This window comes from Lentzea jiangxiensis, assembly GCF_900104175.1.
GTDB lineage: Bacteria > Actinomycetota > Actinomycetes > Mycobacteriales > Pseudonocardiaceae > Lentzea > Lentzea jiangxiensis.
The window spans coordinates 71,318-86,380 of sequence record NZ_FNIX01000004.1; the positions used below are offsets into that span (position 1 = coordinate 71,318).

The 15,063-nt window shown below is 69.4% G+C and carries 13 protein-coding genes and 1 tRNA gene; 6 read left to right on the top strand and 8 right to left on the bottom strand.

Annotated elements, in window-relative coordinates:
* Positions 1–21: 21 nt before the first annotated feature.
* The 4 genes from BLQ91_RS14295 to BLQ91_RS14310 form a co-directional block, all read right to left on the bottom strand.
* Positions 22–438: a hypothetical protein gene (locus BLQ91_RS14295; protein WP_090097325.1), complete on the bottom strand. Its 417-nt coding sequence runs from the start codon at positions 436–438 to the stop codon at positions 22–24.
* An 8-nt stretch (positions 439–446) separates the two neighbouring features.
* The gene (locus tag BLQ91_RS14300) at positions 447–1,202 is read right to left on the bottom strand and encodes a hypothetical protein (RefSeq protein ID WP_143022647.1); all 756 of its coding nucleotides are present in this window, start codon (positions 1,200–1,202) and stop codon (positions 447–449) included.
* A gap of 74 nt (positions 1,203–1,276) precedes the next feature.
* Positions 1,277–2,014 carry an FkbM family methyltransferase gene (locus BLQ91_RS14305; RefSeq protein ID WP_176959747.1) on the bottom strand — a complete coding sequence of 246 codons (738 nt, stop codon included), beginning with the start codon at positions 2,012–2,014 and terminating at the stop codon, positions 1,277–1,279.
* A 10-nt stretch (positions 2,015–2,024) separates the two neighbouring features.
* Entirely contained in the window at positions 2,025–2,792 is a 768-nt protein-coding gene (locus BLQ91_RS14310; RefSeq protein ID WP_218130277.1) for a hypothetical protein, read from the bottom strand.
* Between the two features lie 243 nt (positions 2,793–3,035).
* On the opposite strand from BLQ91_RS14310, the gene BLQ91_RS14315 reads away from it, so the two are divergent.
* Positions 3,036–3,111, top strand: a tRNA-Arg gene (locus BLQ91_RS14315).
* A 127-nt stretch (positions 3,112–3,238) separates the two neighbouring features.
* Positions 3,239–3,397: a hypothetical protein gene (locus tag BLQ91_RS41320; RefSeq protein ID WP_176959745.1), complete on the top strand. Its 159-nt coding sequence runs from the start codon at positions 3,239–3,241 to the stop codon at positions 3,395–3,397.
* Between the two features lie 549 nt (positions 3,398–3,946).
* On the opposite strand, the gene BLQ91_RS14320 is transcribed toward BLQ91_RS41320, so the two are convergent.
* The 3 genes from BLQ91_RS14320 to BLQ91_RS14330 form a co-directional block, all read right to left on the bottom strand.
* On the bottom strand, positions 3,947–5,122 hold the full coding sequence (locus BLQ91_RS14320) for an RICIN domain-containing protein (RefSeq protein ID WP_090097329.1): 1,176 nt from the start codon (positions 5,120–5,122) through the stop codon (positions 3,947–3,949).
* A 253-nt stretch (positions 5,123–5,375) separates the two neighbouring features.
* Positions 5,376–5,858 (bottom strand): hypothetical protein, encoded by a 483-nt coding sequence (locus tag BLQ91_RS14325; protein WP_090097330.1) that lies wholly within the window; start codon positions 5,856–5,858, stop codon positions 5,376–5,378.
* A gap of 63 nt (positions 5,859–5,921) precedes the next feature.
* Entirely contained in the window at positions 5,922–6,404 is a 483-nt protein-coding gene (locus BLQ91_RS14330) for a GNAT family N-acetyltransferase (RefSeq protein ID WP_090097331.1), read from the bottom strand.
* 28 nt (positions 6,405–6,432) lie between these two features.
* Between BLQ91_RS14330 and BLQ91_RS14335 the strand changes: the two genes are divergently transcribed.
* The 4 genes from BLQ91_RS14335 to BLQ91_RS14350 all read left to right on the top strand — a co-directional run bounded on the left by BLQ91_RS14335 (position 6,433) and on the right by BLQ91_RS14350 (position 12,943).
* The gene (locus BLQ91_RS14335; protein ID WP_090097730.1) at positions 6,433–7,374 is read left to right on the top strand and encodes a nucleoside hydrolase; all 942 of its coding nucleotides are present in this window, start codon (positions 6,433–6,435) and stop codon (positions 7,372–7,374) included.
* A gap of 100 nt (positions 7,375–7,474) precedes the next feature.
* Positions 7,475–8,194 carry an LCP family protein gene (locus BLQ91_RS14340; RefSeq protein ID WP_281199495.1) on the top strand — a complete coding sequence of 240 codons (720 nt, stop codon included), beginning with the start codon at positions 7,475–7,477 and terminating at the stop codon, positions 8,192–8,194.
* A gap of 359 nt (positions 8,195–8,553) precedes the next feature.
* On the top strand, positions 8,554–12,384 hold the full coding sequence (locus BLQ91_RS14345) for an nSTAND1 domain-containing NTPase (RefSeq protein WP_245733420.1): 3,831 nt from the start codon (positions 8,554–8,556) through the stop codon (positions 12,382–12,384).
* Between the two features lie 61 nt (positions 12,385–12,445).
* Complete coding sequence (locus BLQ91_RS14350) at positions 12,446–12,943, top strand: DUF2165 domain-containing protein (RefSeq protein WP_090097334.1); 498 nt, start codon at positions 12,446–12,448, stop codon at positions 12,941–12,943.
* On the opposite strand, the gene BLQ91_RS14355 is transcribed toward BLQ91_RS14350, so the two are convergent.
* The gene (locus tag BLQ91_RS14355; protein WP_143022649.1) at positions 12,918–14,972 is read right to left on the bottom strand and encodes a bifunctional diguanylate cyclase/phosphodiesterase; all 2,055 of its coding nucleotides are present in this window, start codon (positions 14,970–14,972) and stop codon (positions 12,918–12,920) included. The genes BLQ91_RS14350 and BLQ91_RS14355 overlap by 26 nt on opposite strands.
* Positions 14,973–15,063: the final 91 nt, after the last annotated feature.

Below are 15,063 nucleotides of genomic sequence, written 5' to 3' on the forward strand. Positions count from 1 at the left end.
CCAGGGGTCGGCGTCCTCTACTTATGTCAGGCCTTTCGCGACATGGGCGTCGATCAGCTCGACGTGCTCCAGGTCCCGCGGCCGTCCCAGCATCGCCTTCGTGGCCCTGATGACCTCGAGCCGCACGAACCTCAAGCCGTGCAGGACGTCCGCCTCGTCGATCAGCACGTCGGTGTCCCATCCGGGGAACCAGCGGTCCAGGAACTGGATGTCTCCCAACGCGATCTCCGCTCCCTCGGCGAGCGGTGTCGGCTTCGGCTCACCGAGCCGCGCCACGCGGTCCCAGGCCTTCCCCCGCGCCAGCACGTCGAGGTCCCGCGGGTCGCCGATCACACCGTGGGCGTACAGCACAGCACTACCGGTGACCGCGAAGTCCTCGGCCGGCAGCCCGAGGGCGAGCAACGCGCGGAAGTACTCGTGCTCCCAGAACCTGTTCATCACAACCTTCAGAGCGGCGACAGCCCGATCCCGAGCCTCACGGTGATGGCCACGATCGTCGCCAGCACGACGCTGGTCAACGTACCGACCAGGTAGTACTCGGTGAAGTCTCGGCTGCGGTCCGTGCTGATCCGGAACAACGCCTTGATCGTAATGGCCAGCGCCGCCGCCTCCGCCTGCCCGCCGGCGACCAGGATGAACACCAACGCCCGTTCCATCCAGCCGATGTGCGCACTCGTCGGCGCCAGTGACGCCACGTCGACCCCTTGCTGCTTGAGCTGGCGCACCAGCGGCCGCAACACCACACGGATGAGGTCGTCACCGACGAAGACGGCCGTGATCATGCCGGACAGCACGACAGACCACCGGTGGTCCTGCAGCGCGGCGACCAGGAGGCCGGAGGCCCGTGACCCCCTGCTGCTGAGAATCGCCACGAGCACCGTGGTCACCAGGGCGAGCAGCACCGTGATCGGCCACCACCGCAGGCGAAACCATTCCCAGACCTCGCGGGGGTTCTTGCGCGCACGAACGACTACTGGGTCCTCCCCCGCCCGACGCCCGAGAACGCCGAGGATCGCCGTGGCGAGCCCCGCGCAGAGCCAGGAGGCGACGGCCGCGACCCCGTCGACCGCCGGGAACACGACATAGGCCGCGTACACCAGGCTGAGCGCGACGCAGACCCACAGACGTTGCCCCTGCCTGGCGAAGCCGACCGGGACGGTGACGGCGACGAGCAGCCCGAGGCTCAACCGAGCGATCTCCACGTTGTCCTGCACATCCGCAAGACGCGCCCCGGATCCCCGCCGTGCACTCCGATCCCGGGTTTCGCCCGGCCGGCCTAAGCCCGGAAGAGGTAGTTGCGGATCTCGCCCCCGACGGCGTCCGTGGGCACCCACTCACCGCCGTGCCACGTGCTCATCCGGTACCCGCGCTCGATCAGGAAGCCGGCGACGTCCTCGGCCCGGTACCCGAACCGTTCGACGTGCCGTTCCTCGATCTCCAGCAGGAACGCGGGCCTGAAGCGCTCGATGGTCTCCTTCGCCCCCTCGAGCACCTTGAGCTCGGCCCCCTCCACGTCCGCCTTGACGAAGTCGAGCCGCGAGATCCCCTGCTCCTGCACGAAGTGGTCGAGCGTGTCCGTCTTGACGAGCACGTCCAGGTGCTGCTCGAACTCCTCGTTGGACCCCAGCCCGTCCGCCCCCGCCGTGAGGAACGACCGCCCGGTGACGGGACTCCCGTGCCGCACCGGGACGCTCATGACCTCACGCCCCTGCTCCTCGGCACCAAGCGCCACCGAGTGCCGCTTGATGTTCCGCCCCTCCCGGGGCCGCAGGACGTACGACAGGGCGGGGTGCGCGAACACCAGCGGCTCGACGCTGTGCACAGTCCCGTGTGGACCGACCAGTCGCGAGAGCGTCACCGTGTAGAGCCCCAACGCGGCCCCGACGTCGACGCACACGTCACCGGGCTTGACGACCTTGCGGAGCCCGATGAGCTCCGCCTCGGCGTAGGGCGTGAGCCGGGCCAGGGCCCGCAACCCGGCGACAACCGCGGCACTGCGAAGTTGGGTCAGCACCTCACCGAGCCTAGACGTGTCCGTTCCGGTGCGGTTCGCCCGCGGGCAACCCGACCTGATCAGCGAACTCCGCGGCCACCCGAGCACCCCCGTAGACGCTCAGCGCCTTGACCAGGTGCAGCCGCAGGTCCTTGCGGTGCACGTCCTCGAGCTCGGGCATGGCCCGCTCGACGCTGCTCACCAGCGACTCGGCCCAGTGCGTGGCCGGCTCCCGCTGCGCGATCTTCACCAACTCGGCGAGGTGGTCGGCCAGCTTGACCGCCTCTTGCACCTGGTACCCGTTGCGCTGCAACCACCAGATCGTCGCCGTGCCGACGTCCGTCAGGACCTCGTCGCGCAGGTACCGGATCTCAGCCCGTTCCACATCCCGCTCGGCCAGCTTGAACGTCGAGTTCCTCAACAGCTCGATGTGCTTCCGAGCCATCTCGAGGTCCTCGTCCCCCACCGTGACCTTCACCTGCTCGGCCCGAGCCCACACGTGCGTACCGGGCACCTGCCGTTCGGTGGCGAGCTCGTCCCCCAACTGCACCTGCAGCGCGGCGTGGTGCACCAACATCGCCTTGCCGCTGATCTCCTTCGCCCGCTGCAGGACGTGGTGGATGGCCGCGCTCTTCGGCGAGTTGTGCCGCAGCCCGGTGGCCAGGTCGAGCCGCCAGACCACGGTCAACCGCAGCTGGAAGTCCAACCCGTACACGGCGCTGGCCAACGGAGTCTCGAACTCCTGCTGATGACTGCTGGCCGGCGGCACGAAGGTGATGTCGTCAACGCGCCGAGGCACCCGCCGACGCCACCAAGCCTTGAGGGCACCGAGCGGGCCGGGACGGAAGTCGGGCCAAGGTCTGCTCACGCACCCTCCCTACCTGACGTTTCTACTCGAAAGAAGGTGGCTTGTCTCACTTCCCCCCAACGGCCGCAACTCTCCCCTGAGGGTGTTCACGGTGCGTGAGGAACCGGCCCGTCGTGCCGTAGCCGGGGGCGCTGGTCAACTCGGTGGCGGTACCCCGCTAGACTGCTGTCGCCAGCCCTAGTAGCTCAGGGGATAGAGCATCGGTTTCCTAAACCGTGTGTCGCAGGTTCGAATCCTGCCTGGGGCACCACCTTTCGCCGGGTGAAACTAAGGGCTCTGACCAGTGAAAACAGGTCGGAGCCCTTGGTCTTTTGGTCGGGACTGAAGTGTCCGTTTCGTAGTGCCGCGCGTGATGCGAGCCGGGCGTACGGCCGCACATGACCAAGCGCAAGACAGGTCCCGAGGACCGCGAGCGCGGGCGGATCGAGGTCCTGCCGAGCGGCTCGCTGAGGGTGGTCGTCTACGCGGGCGTAGACCCGCTGACAGGTCGTCGGAACTACTGGGACGAGACGATCCCGAGAACACACCCAATCTGAGGACGAAGCCGAGAAGGCCAAGACAAGACTTCCCGACCGGCTCGCCACCACAACGCGACCTGTCGACAACGCGCCCGACGCGCGGCTGACCACGAGACACGGGGACGTGCTGACCGCCGTGGCCGCTGTCGAGACGACAGCCGCCGAGGTGCGACGTGCGCTGCTGGCGGACGGCGACGCTGAGCAGGCCGCGAGTCAGCTCACGCGTGCCGCCGCAGAACTCGCCCGACTCGTCGTGGTCGCTCCCACTGCCGAGCCGCCCGCAACGCCTGTCACGGGAAAGCAAGCCGCGAACGAGCCGAGTCAAGCAGCCGGCGCGTCCCACTCCACTGGGCCTCGACATGGTCCGGCTCGAACGCTCGGCGGACCCACTCGAACGGGGTGGCGCGTGCTGGCGGGGCGATGCGCTGGCTCACCTGGTTGACGACTACCAGCGTGCCGCAGCGCGGCCACATCGGCGCACGATCACGTAGTAACGAATTGGCCATGTGCTGCGCCCGCGCCGAGTGATCTCCTCGATCACTCGTCGGCTTGACCACACCTCTGCGGCTAGGCGGTTTCGTCGTTTCTCCACAGCTGCTGGGACTGGTCGCTGTTGCAGGTGGTCACCATCACCTGACTGCTGCCGCCAAAAGGCGGAGAGTCGATGATCAGGCAGTGCCCGGTTTCGGTGTTCTGCAGGGTCTGGCCCGCCGCAGTGGTGCTCCCGATGCGCCAGTGCAGGTTGCCGTTGCCGATAGAGCCGTCGCAGGGGTCGAGCTGGACCGCGTAGTTATTGACGGTGGGTGCTGACAGGCATTTTCCGCTCGCGCGGTTGACGAGCTCGAAGCTGTCACCGCCTGAGGGACGCAACGTCCACGCGTATGAGCGGCTGGCGCTGCATGTTCCGAAACCGGGGTAAATGGGACCTTCTCCGGATACGCACTTGCTGGTGGAGGAATTTCGGAGGCGCGCGTCGGCTCCTGCGGACAGGTTCGCAGGCCCGGGATTCGCCGGCCCGGGATTTGCCGGCTTCAGGGGCGCGACTTCGGCTGTGCTCCGCGGAGGAGGCGGCGACACCTGGGATCTGCCCGGCGAGGAACTGGTGGCTTGCGCGGTCGAGCCGGACCCGGAAGGCGAAGCCGTTGCTGCACCGGAAGACGAAGACGGCGTTGACGGAGAAGACTGGCCCTGGTCTCTTGGAACAAATCGCTCTGGATTGAGACTGACGACCATGATCGCACTGACCGCCAGGATGACGGGCAACACGACCAGGAGCACGCCATTCCGACGTGCACGCACTTCCGGCGCAGACGCTTCCCGATGGGGTGCACCAAGATTGATGTTGCCGTTGATGGTGTGCGCCTGCACCACCACACCAGACATACTGCCAGCGTCCACTTCATTAGCCACTGCAGGTTCCGGCGACTGCTTGTCCGGATGATCGGGACTGTCGTGGCCGTTCTGAACCGTCATCGACTCGATCCTGTTGGCGTCTTGCAGAATTGCGATCTTGGCATGAACATCGTAATGCGGCCAGGGGAAGTTGTACCAATATTGCAAGATTCCCGGTTCGGTGGACATCCACCAGGTGCGGGGAAGGATCATCGGCCTCGACAGCAGGGGTGCGTCCCTCTGCTCGCGCGACTCGCTGGCGACTGCCAGCGCGCCGTATCGACCACGTCGGCGGACGATCGCGTAGTGACGGTGGCCGTACGCCGCACCTGTCGAGATGGCGCGGCGCACGACCGTTTTCGCGGTCGTGTGACGGGGTCACCCGTCACCGTCACGCACGTTTCCGCTGATAGATGTACACACCGACATCTACCGCCACCCGACGCAGGTAGGCCAAGAGTTCGCTTCTACAACGGACTCGCCGCCTGTGGCCGCATACACCTGGTGGCACGACAAAACAGCTCAGGTTGCGTACCGCAACGCGGTCGGAGCTTGTCCTTTTCGCTCTCAGGACCGCTCACCGGGGACGCAGCGCCGAACAGCGTCAGCCCCCGGAGCGCACGAAACGGATGTAAGGCTCGTAGGCCGAGAGGTCGCGACCAGGTTCATAGGTGCTGAGGTAGTAGTAGTCGGCCACGATGTTCGCCTGCTGCTCGGTGTTGAAGTCCGCGAAGGTCTTGCCGCGCAGGCCTTCGACGCCGCCGTAGTCGTAGAGGCTCTTCTTGAAGAAGCCCGCGATGGCGGTGGGCAGGAGGCTGAGGACGCCGCGCCCGTGCTGGTACTGGTAGGCGTGGGTCAGTTCGTGGATCAGCCAGCGTTCGTAGCGCGCCTGGTGTTGCGGGGTGGTCAGGACTCCCCTGGGGAACGTGACCAGGCGCGGGAGGGTGCGGGCCACGCCGAAGCTGCCGAGGACACCGCCTTCGGCGAGGGTCAGGGCGCTGATGTCGAGGGCGTCGCCGAACACCTCACGGGCTATCGAGGCCTCGCAGGACTCCAGGTCGCGGCGGAAGACCGGTCGGAACACCACGGCTGCTCCCTGTGTGCGCATCGGGATGCCGATGGTAGGCAGGAAACGAACAGCGGAGCGAGCTCAGGTCACCGGGCCGGTGAGGCGGTAGCGGATCTCCTTCAGCTCCTTGCCGTCCACGGTCTCGAACTTCTCGTGGCCGTCGGCGCGGAAGCCGAGGCGCTCGTAGAACCGGCGGGCGCGCGGGTTCTCGTCGAACACCCACAGCACGACGTCTTCGTGGCCGGCGAGGGCGGTCCTGGCCAGTTCGCGGGCCAGGCCGGTGCCCTGGGCGGAGGGCAGGACGTAGATCGCGTAGAGCTGGGAGGTGGCGTCGGGTTCGCTGGACGGGCCGACGCAGGTGAAGCCGGCCACGGTGTCGTCGAGCAGGCCCACCCACACGCCGCCGCGTGGGATCGCGCGCTCCCACATCGACGTGCGGGCTTCTGCGGAGAGGCTGTCGAGCTCCGAGTCCGGGACCAGGCCGCGGTAGGCGGACTGCCAGGTGCGGACGTGCACCGACGCGATGGCCGGAGCATCCGCCGGCACGGCTGGACGGACTGTCATGGCATCCCCCAATGGCATGATCGATCGCATGCGCATCATCGTCGACGCGGATCCTGGGATCGATGACGCCCTTGCCTTGTACTACCTGCGCGATCGGCCCGACGTCGAAATAGCCGCCATCGGCACGGTCCACGGGAACGTCCCGGTGGAGCAGGCCACGGCCAACGCGTTGCGGCTCACCGAGCGCCTCGGCCTCGACGTGCCCGTGGCCACGGGGGCCGCGAAGCCGCTCGCGCAGCCGCTCATGACGGCCGAGGACGTGCACGGGGCGGACGGGCTCGGCGGGTACGCCGGTGACGAGCCCACGACCAGCCCCACCGGGCAGAGCGCCGCCGAGCAGTTGGCGGACCTGGCGCGGCGGAACCCCGGTGAGCTGAGCCTGCTCGCGATCGGGCCGCTCACCAACGTCGCGCTGGCGCTGCAGATCGAGCCACGGCTGCCGCGGCTGCTGGACAAGGTCGTGGTCATGGGTGGTGCCCTCAACGTGCCGGGCAACATCACCTCCCACGCCGAGGCCAACTTCTGGCACGACCCGGAGGCGGCGGACCTGGTCCTCGCCGCGGGCTTCGAGGACCTCACGATCGTCGGTCTCGACGTCACCATGCAGTGCCACGCGCCCGCCGAGTGGCTGGAAGCGCTGCCCGGCGACTGCTACCCGCGGCGGATCCTCGGCTTCTACGCCGACTTCTACGGCAGCTTCCTGGGCAAGCGGGGGTTCGTGCCGCACGACCCGCTCGCCGCCGCGGTCCTGCTCGAACCGGACCTGGCCACCTACCACGAGGACAGGTTCGCCATCGAGCTCACCGGGCGGTACACGCGCGGCAAGATCGTCGCCGACCAGCGGTTCCTCGCACCGGACAGCCCGTTCGGCCGTGACATCGCCACCGAACGCACGAAGGCGAAGTACGCCGTCACCGCGCGGACCGACGTCTTCCTCGACCAGCTGAGGCGCGCTGTGGCACAACCATGACGAACCGACGACGGAACCCGGACGAACAGCCGGGACCGCCGGAGGGGTGAACGTCCACTCGAAACGATGGCTCGCGGTCTCGGGGGCCGCCGCGGGTGTTGTGGGCGGGGTTCGTACTGGCGGCTCGAGAGCAATCTCGAGACCGTCGACCTCGCTCGGGAGATCACCCACCCCAGGCCCCCGTCGACGCCCGGCCGCCCTCGTCGTCCTGCTGCTCGGCAAGGACGACGACCGGTCCGGCACCGCGATGGTCGTGCGGCTCAACGCGAAGGGCGACCAGGCCCGGGTCGTCAGCATCCCGCGCGACACGATGGTGCCGAGGCCGCGGCGCGGGGCCGCTCCGCCGGCCGCGATCGCCATGTTCAACAGCGCGTTCTCCACGGGTGGTGCGGCGTGCGCGGTGGCGACGGTCGAGCAGCTGAGCGGCATCCGGATCGACCACTTCGCGCAGATCGACTTCAACGGTTTCCGCGACGTCGTCGACCGGCTCGGCGGAATCGACGTCACCCTGCCCGAGGCGATCGACGACGACAGGAGCGGGCTGCGCTTGCCTGCCGGGTCGGCGGAGCTGAACGGAACGCAGGCGCTCATATTCGTCCGGACCCGGTACGGCATCGGCGACGGAGGCGATTTGAACCGAATCAAGAACCAGCAGCTCTTCATGCGCGCGTTGAGCGAGAAAATCGTGAACGAGAACTGGCTCGCCAGTCCGCGGAAAACCTTCGAACTCGCCGACGTCATGACGAAGTCCGTCGTCACGGACACCGGCATCGGTCGATCTCGGAACTGGCCGATCTCGCGGGCGAGCTCACCGCGTTGAAGCCGGACGCGATCACCTGCGTGACGCTGCCTACCGAGACCTGTCCGCCGGACCCGAACCGGGTCCGGCGGGAGCAACCGGAGGCGGACGCCCTCTGGCGGGCCGCCTGACCTAGCAGGCCGCGCCCTGCCACTCGCGCGGTCCGGGCCACGGCTGAGGAGACCCCCAGTGCTCCTCAGCCGTGGAAGTTCTGCCCCAGTCTGCCTCTGCCACTGTGACGGTCTCCCGATCTCGTGAAGGACGTGCGGTCGAGGTTGTCAGACCACCTCGTTATGGTGGGTCCTGACAGCTCGTCCGGTGCGTGCGCCGCAGCTCAGACGGGCGGTACGCGTTTTCCGGACCGGAGGGTGGGAGGCCGCTTGGGACCCCGTGGCGTCTTCGCGGAGCGCTTCGCGCTGCTCTACGCGGAGGCGGGAGACCCTCCGCTGAAGCGGGTCACGGAGTCGGTGGCGCGCGCCCGCCGGGCGGACGAACGGGGCAGGCCGCTGCGGGTGCCCGCGCAACGGGTCAGCGACTGGCGGCGGGGGCGCAACGTGCCCGCCCGGTTCAGCGGGCTGAGCGCGGTCCTCGAGGTCCTCGTCGGCGAGGCCCGCAAGCGCAGGCCGCAGCCGGCGGTCGAGGGTCTCTACGAACTGGACGCCTGGCGCGCGCTCTGGGAAGAGGCGCTCGCGAGCCCCGCCACGGAGACGGGAACACCTGCTCAGGAAGACAGCGCGGTCTGCCCGTACATGGGCCTGAGCGCATTCGGTCCTGACGACGCGAATTGGTTCTTCGGCCGGGAAAGGGCGACGAAAGCACTTCTCGGGCGAATGGACGACAACGGCATCACAATGCTGGTCGGCGCCTCCGGGGCCGGCAAGTCGAGCCTCATGAAGGCAGGTGTCATACCGCGCCTGGACAAAGAGGTCGTCGTCATTTCACCCGGCACCGACCCGTTGAAGGAGTTCGGGCTCCGGCTGCCGGAACTGGCGCACGCGCTGGAGGCGGCGGCCGAGCAGGACCTGCCGGCCGGCTTCGCGCACGACGTGCAGGCCGCGGTCGGGGACAGGGTGGTGATCGTCGACCAGTTCGAGGAGGCGTTCACGCTCGGCGGCGACGAGGAGCGGCTGCGGGTCTTCGTGCAGGCGCTGCACGTGGCGGCGGAGAAGACGGCGGTCGTGCTGGGGGTGCGGGCCGACTTCTACGCGCGCTGCCTCGACTTCCCCGAGCTGTCCGAGGCGTTGCAGAGCAGGCAGATGGTGCTCGGCGCGATGTCGGCCGCCGAGGTGCGCGACGCGGTGACGAACCCGGCCAGGGCCGCGGGCCTGCAGCTCGAGGCCGGTCTGGTCGACCTCATGCTGCGCGACCTCGGCACGCACAACCGCCGCGGCAAGGACGCCTACGACGCGGGCGCGCTCCCCCTGCTCAGCCACGCCCTGCTCGTCACGTGGCAGCGCAGGCAGGCCGGGCGGCTCACGATCGCGGGCTACCGCGCGGCCGGCGGCATCCAGGGCGCCGTCGCCGCCACGGCCGAACGCGCCTGGGCCGACCTCGACGAACCGGCCAGGGCGGCCGCGCGGCAGCTGCTCCTGCGGCTGGTCAGGGTGGGTGACGACACGCAGGACACGCGCCGCCGGTCGAGCCGCCACAGCCTGCTGGAGGCGAGCACCAGCCTGCCCGCCGCCGAACGGGCGCTCGAGGTGCTCACCCACGCGCGCCTGATCACCGCGGACGCCGGCTCGGTGGAGATCACGCACGAGGCGCTGCTGCAGGCCTGGCCACGGTTGCGCAGCTGGATCGACGAGGACCGCGCCGGCAACCTCACCCGGCAGCGGCTGGAGGAGGACGCGGCCACCTGGGCCGCGCACGACCGCGACTCGTCGTTGCTCTACCGCGGCGCACGGCTGGAGGGCGTGCGGCAGCAGCGGGACGTCACCACGGTCGCGAAGGAGTTCGTGCGGACGTCCGAACGCCAGCACCGCAAGAGCGTCTGGCTCCGCCGCAGCGCCATCTCGCTCGTGGTGGTGTTCGCACTGATAGCGGCCAGTGCGGCGGTGATAGCCGTCCGGCAGCGCAACGACGCGGTGTTCCGGCAGGTCGTGGCCGAAGCCGACCGGCTGGCCGACACCGACCCGTCGGTGGCCGCGCAGCTGCTGCTCGCCGCCCACCGGATGCGGCCGGACGACCTCGACGTGGGCTCCAAGCTGCTCGCGAACCAGCAGACCCCGCTGGCCGTGCCGCTGCAGGGCCACACCGGCGCGGTCTACCTGACGTCGTTCACGAAGGACGGCACCGTCCTCGCGACGGCGAGCTACGACCGCACGGCCCGCCTGTGGGACGTGCGCGACCGCTCGAACCCGAAACCGCTCGCGGTGATCAACGGCCACACCGACTGGCTCACGTCCGCGGTGTTCTCGCCGGACGACCGGGTCCTCGCCACCACCGGCAACGACAGGACGATCCGCCTGTGGGACATCGGCGACAAGGCGAACCCCAGGCACGTCAAGACGATCGACACGGGCAACGGCACCAGCTACCTGCTGGAGTTCAGCCCCGACGGCAGGACGCTGGCCGCGGCGAACGAGGACAAGACCGCGCGGCTGTGGGACGTCAGCGCCCCCGCGGACCCGAAACCACTCGGCGAACCGCTGCGCGGCGCCACCGCCGCGGTCAGGACGCTCGCCTTCACCCGTGACGGCAGGACGCTCGCCACCTCGGGCGACGACCAGACCATCCGGCTCTGGGACGTCGCGACCAGGACCCCGGTCGGCAAGCCGATGTCCGGTCACACCAACGGCGTGCACTCGGTGACGTTCAGCCCGGACGGCCGCCTGCTCGCGTCCGCCGCCGACGACACGACGGTGCGGCTCTGGGACGCGGCGACGCAGGCAGCGGTCGGTGATCCGCTCGTCGGCCACACCGCCGGCGTGTGGTCGGTGAAGTTCAGGCCCGACGGGTTGGTGCTCGCCTCCGGCGCCGTGGACGGCACCGCCCGGCTGTGGAACGTCACCGACCCGGTCAACGCGAACCAGATCGGCAAGCCGCTCGCGGCGCCGAGCGGTGGCGTGTTCGCGGTCGGCTTCACCCCGGACGGCCGCACGCTCGCCACCGGCGCGGGCGAGAACTCGGTGCGGCTGTGGTCGTTGCCCGAGCACGTGGTGCCGGTCCCGGCGGGCAACGCCGGGGTGGTGTCGTTCAGCAGGGACGGCGAGCTCCTCGCGACCGCCGACGGCACCGGCGGCAAGGACGGCAAGACCGCGCGGCTGTGGGACACGACCGACCCGTTCAGGCCCCGGTTCCTCGGCTCGGCGAAGGTCAGCCCCGACCGGGGCTCCGTGCGGGTGCAGCTCAGCCCGGACGGCAAGGTGCTCGGCACGTTCGCGGGCGAGAAGACGCTGCAGCTGTGGGACACGAGCGACCCGGCTCGGATCACGCCGCTCACCGAGCCGATCGTGCTCGGCACGAGGTTCGCGAACCAGCTCGTCTTCTCCCCCGACGGCAAGCTCCTGGTGACGAGCGCCGACGACGAGTCGGTGCAACTGTGGGACGTCAGCGATCCGGCGAACCCGCTCGAGCTGGGCGAGCCGCTGCCGGGCCACGACGGCTACGTCAACGACACGGCGTTCAGCCCGGACGGCAGGACCATGGTGACGGCGAGCAGCGACCGCATGGTCCGGCTGTGGGACGTGACCGATCCGGGTGCGCCACGGCTGCTCGGCAAGCCGCTGGAAGACCACCACGAACCCGTGCAGCGCGCCGTCTTCACGCCGGACGGCGCCACGCTGGTCACCGGCGGCACCGACAAGGCGATCCGGCTCTGGGACGTGCGCGACCGGGAGGAGCCGGTGGCGATCGGCGTGCTCACCGGGCAGACCCAGCAGGTCTTCTCGCTCTCGGTGACACCGGACGGGAAGACGCTGGCGAGCGGCAGTTCGGACAAGACGTTCCGGTTGTGGGACATCTCCGATCCCGCGAGCGCGACGCCGCTCGGCCAGCCGATGGCGCTCGCGTCCGGCGCCGAGCCGAACGTCCAGTTCCGGCCGGGCACCAGCGTTCTGGTGCTGTCCGGCACGGGCGACGGCCTGTTGCGGGCGTGGGACGTCGACGTCGCGCACGAGGCGGAACGCATCTGCGCCACCACGAGAGGAGCGCTCACCGAGAAGCTGTGGCAGTCGCGCCTGCCCCAGGTGGAGTTCCAGCACCCCTGCTGACCGGCGGCAATCCGCTCAACCGGGCCTCACCGACAGCAGGTCGTCGGTTACTGTCCGCTCCATGCGTCTTCTTGCTCGGGTCGGCAGCTTACGCGCGGTCGTCGCGGTGACCGTCGGGTTCATCGCCCTCAACATGCTCCTGGTGGTTCTCGGCAACGTCACGGACTACGGCACGAACGAGGCGTTCGTGCGGCACGTCCTCGCCATGGACACCACGTTCGGCGAGGGTCTGAAGTGGAGGGCCATCACGAGCCCCGCCATCGTCACGATCGTCTACGTCGCGATCATCGTGTGGGAGGCGATCTCCGCGGTCCTGCTGACCGCCGGGACGATCGCGTACCTGCGCGACAGGGAGGACAGCGCGCGCAAGTTCGCGTCCGCGGGCCTGCTGATGGTCGTGGCGCTGTTCCTGGGCGGCTTCATCACGATCGGCGGCGAGTGGTTCGCGATGTGGCAGTCGAAGGACTGGAACGGCATCGGCGCGGCCCTGCGCATGGTGACCATCGCGGGCTTCGCGCTGGTCCTGGTGCACCTCACCCCGCGGCGGGCCACTCCGTAGTCGGTTGCCCGCAGAACACCGGCCCGACCCCGGCGTCGGCGCCGAGTGAAGCCCACCAGTCGCGCTGCTCGGCGTCCTCGACCGGATCGACCACCACGAGCCCACCGGCCTCGTGCACGAACCCGACGAGGTCGCTGAGCACGTGCGACACGAGCTCGTCCGGCTTCTGGCGGCGCCCCTTCACCCGCACGGCCGTGACGCCGAGCGAACGGACGAGCTCGATCTCCGCCGTGGACCCCTCGAAGTCCCGCGCGCCGATGCGGATCCCCATGCCGGACAACAGGTCCAGGTTGTCGGCGGCCTCGCTGTCCTGCGACGCGAGCACGTGCACGGGAAAGCCCAGCAGCAACCGGCCCGCCGGCAACCCGGTGTCCGCGAGCACCCGCCGCACGTCCCGGACGAGGTCGGGACTGTTCGCCAGGCTCTCGGTGAGGCACACCGCGAGCACCTCCTCGTGCTCGCACGCGGTCTCGGCCGCCCTGCGCACCATCCACTCGCCCAACGGCAACATCAACCCGGTGTGCTCGGCCTTCGACACGCACTTCTCGTGCGGGATGAGCCCGGCGTCGCGGTGCCGCCAGTTCAGCTCGGCCTCGACGCACACCCGTGCCGTCCCGTCGAGCTTCACGACGGGGTTGAACACGACCTCGATCTCACCGTTCTCCCACGCCCCCGGCATGACCGCGGCCAGGGCGAGCTCCTCCTGCTCGCGCTTGTCCTGCGTGGCGTCGTGCAACCCCCACTGCCGCCGCCCGCTGCGCTTGGCCCGCCGCAACGTCATGTCCGAGGCGCGCAACACCTCGGCGGGATGATCACCGGGGTGCAGCCGCGGCAGCACCCCGATCGTCGCCGACACCGCGACCCCGTGCCGACCGAAGTACGCGGGCTCGGCCAGTTCGTGCTCGATGGTCCGCACCGTCGTGTCGACGTCCGGCGTGCCGGGCCCGTTCTCCACGAGCACGGCGAACTCGTCGCCCTCGAGCCGCGCGACCATCGCCTTCTCCCCGGCGAAGACGGAGCTGAGCCGCTCGGCGACGAGCTTGAGCACCCTGTCCCCGATCTCGCGCCCGAGCCCGTCCGTGATCACCGCGAAGGCGTCGAGGTCGAGGTGGTAGAGCGTGACACCGTGCTCGATGTCGCTGTGCAGCAACGACTCCAGCCGAGTCGTCAGGTACTGCCGGTTGGGCAACCCGGTCAGCGCGTCGTGCAACGACTGGTACTGCAACCGCCCGCCGAGCAACGTGAGCTGGCTGTCGTCGTCGATCATGACGACGTAGCGCCGGGGGTTGTCCTCGGCGTCCTTCTGCACGGTGGCGGCCAGCAGGACCCGGAAGTGCTCACCGTCGTGGTCGATCAACCGCGGCCGCTCCTCGACGCGCCGCATCCGCCCGTGCCGGAGGCCGGCAAGGGCGTCGTCGACCAGGGGTAGGTCGGCGGGTGCGATCAGGTCCGTGAGCGTCATCCCGGCAACGTCCTCGCGCCGCAGGATGGTGCACAACGCCTCGTTCGCCCGCTTCAGCTCCCCGTCGAGACCGACAATCGCGATGCCGGTCGACGAGTGGGCGAAGATGTCCTCGAACCGCTCCTCGCTGGCCTGCAGATCGAGCTGCACAGCCCGGGTCGCCCGCAGCAACGCCTGGCTGACGCTCTCCTGCTGCTCCAGCACGAACGCCTGGATCGCCGCTGTGTACGCGGCGGACACGGCCCCGATCACCAACGCGGCCCGCTGCGCGTCCGCCCCTTCCTGCACGACGAACCGCGCGAGCACCTCGACGGACTTGGCCAGGCTCTCCGCACCGACGCAGTGCATCTCGACCAGGCGGGTGCCCACCAGGGAGGCGAGGGCAGGGTCCTCGGCGACCGCCTCGGCCACGACGTTGAGCAGCTCGTGCAGCTCTTCCGCCACCTTGGCGGCGGACAGGGGGATGTACGCGGTACGACTGATCTGAACAGCCCAGTCGCGCGCCAGCTCGTCACGTCCCGGCCGACGTGACGGTCCCGCGTCGTCCTGGCTCGGCAATCGATCCACCTGACCTGCTCGGCGAGCAACGGTGCGGAAGCTTACCGCCAGCAACCCACACCGTCCGATGACAAGGCGGCGTTCCCTCCGACGGGCGTAT

Excerpts from the sequence above, each read along its gene's own strand:
- BLQ91_RS14295 (WP_090097325.1), bottom strand. The coding sequence starts at position 438 with ATGAACAGGTTCTGGGAGCACGAGTACTTCCGCGCGTTGCTCGCCCTC.
- BLQ91_RS41320 (WP_176959745.1), top strand. The coding sequence starts at position 3,239 with ATGACCAAGCGCAAGACAGGTCCCGAGGACCGCGAGCGCGGGCGGATC.
- BLQ91_RS14330 (WP_090097331.1), bottom strand. The coding sequence starts at position 6,404 with ATGACAGTCCGTCCAGCCGTGCCGGCGGATGCTCCGGCCATCGCGTCG.
- BLQ91_RS14335 (WP_090097730.1), top strand. The coding sequence starts at position 6,433 with ATGCGCATCATCGTCGACGCGGATCCTGGGATCGATGACGCCCTTGCC.
- BLQ91_RS14350 (WP_090097334.1), top strand. The coding sequence starts at position 12,446 with ATGCGTCTTCTTGCTCGGGTCGGCAGCTTACGCGCGGTCGTCGCGGTG.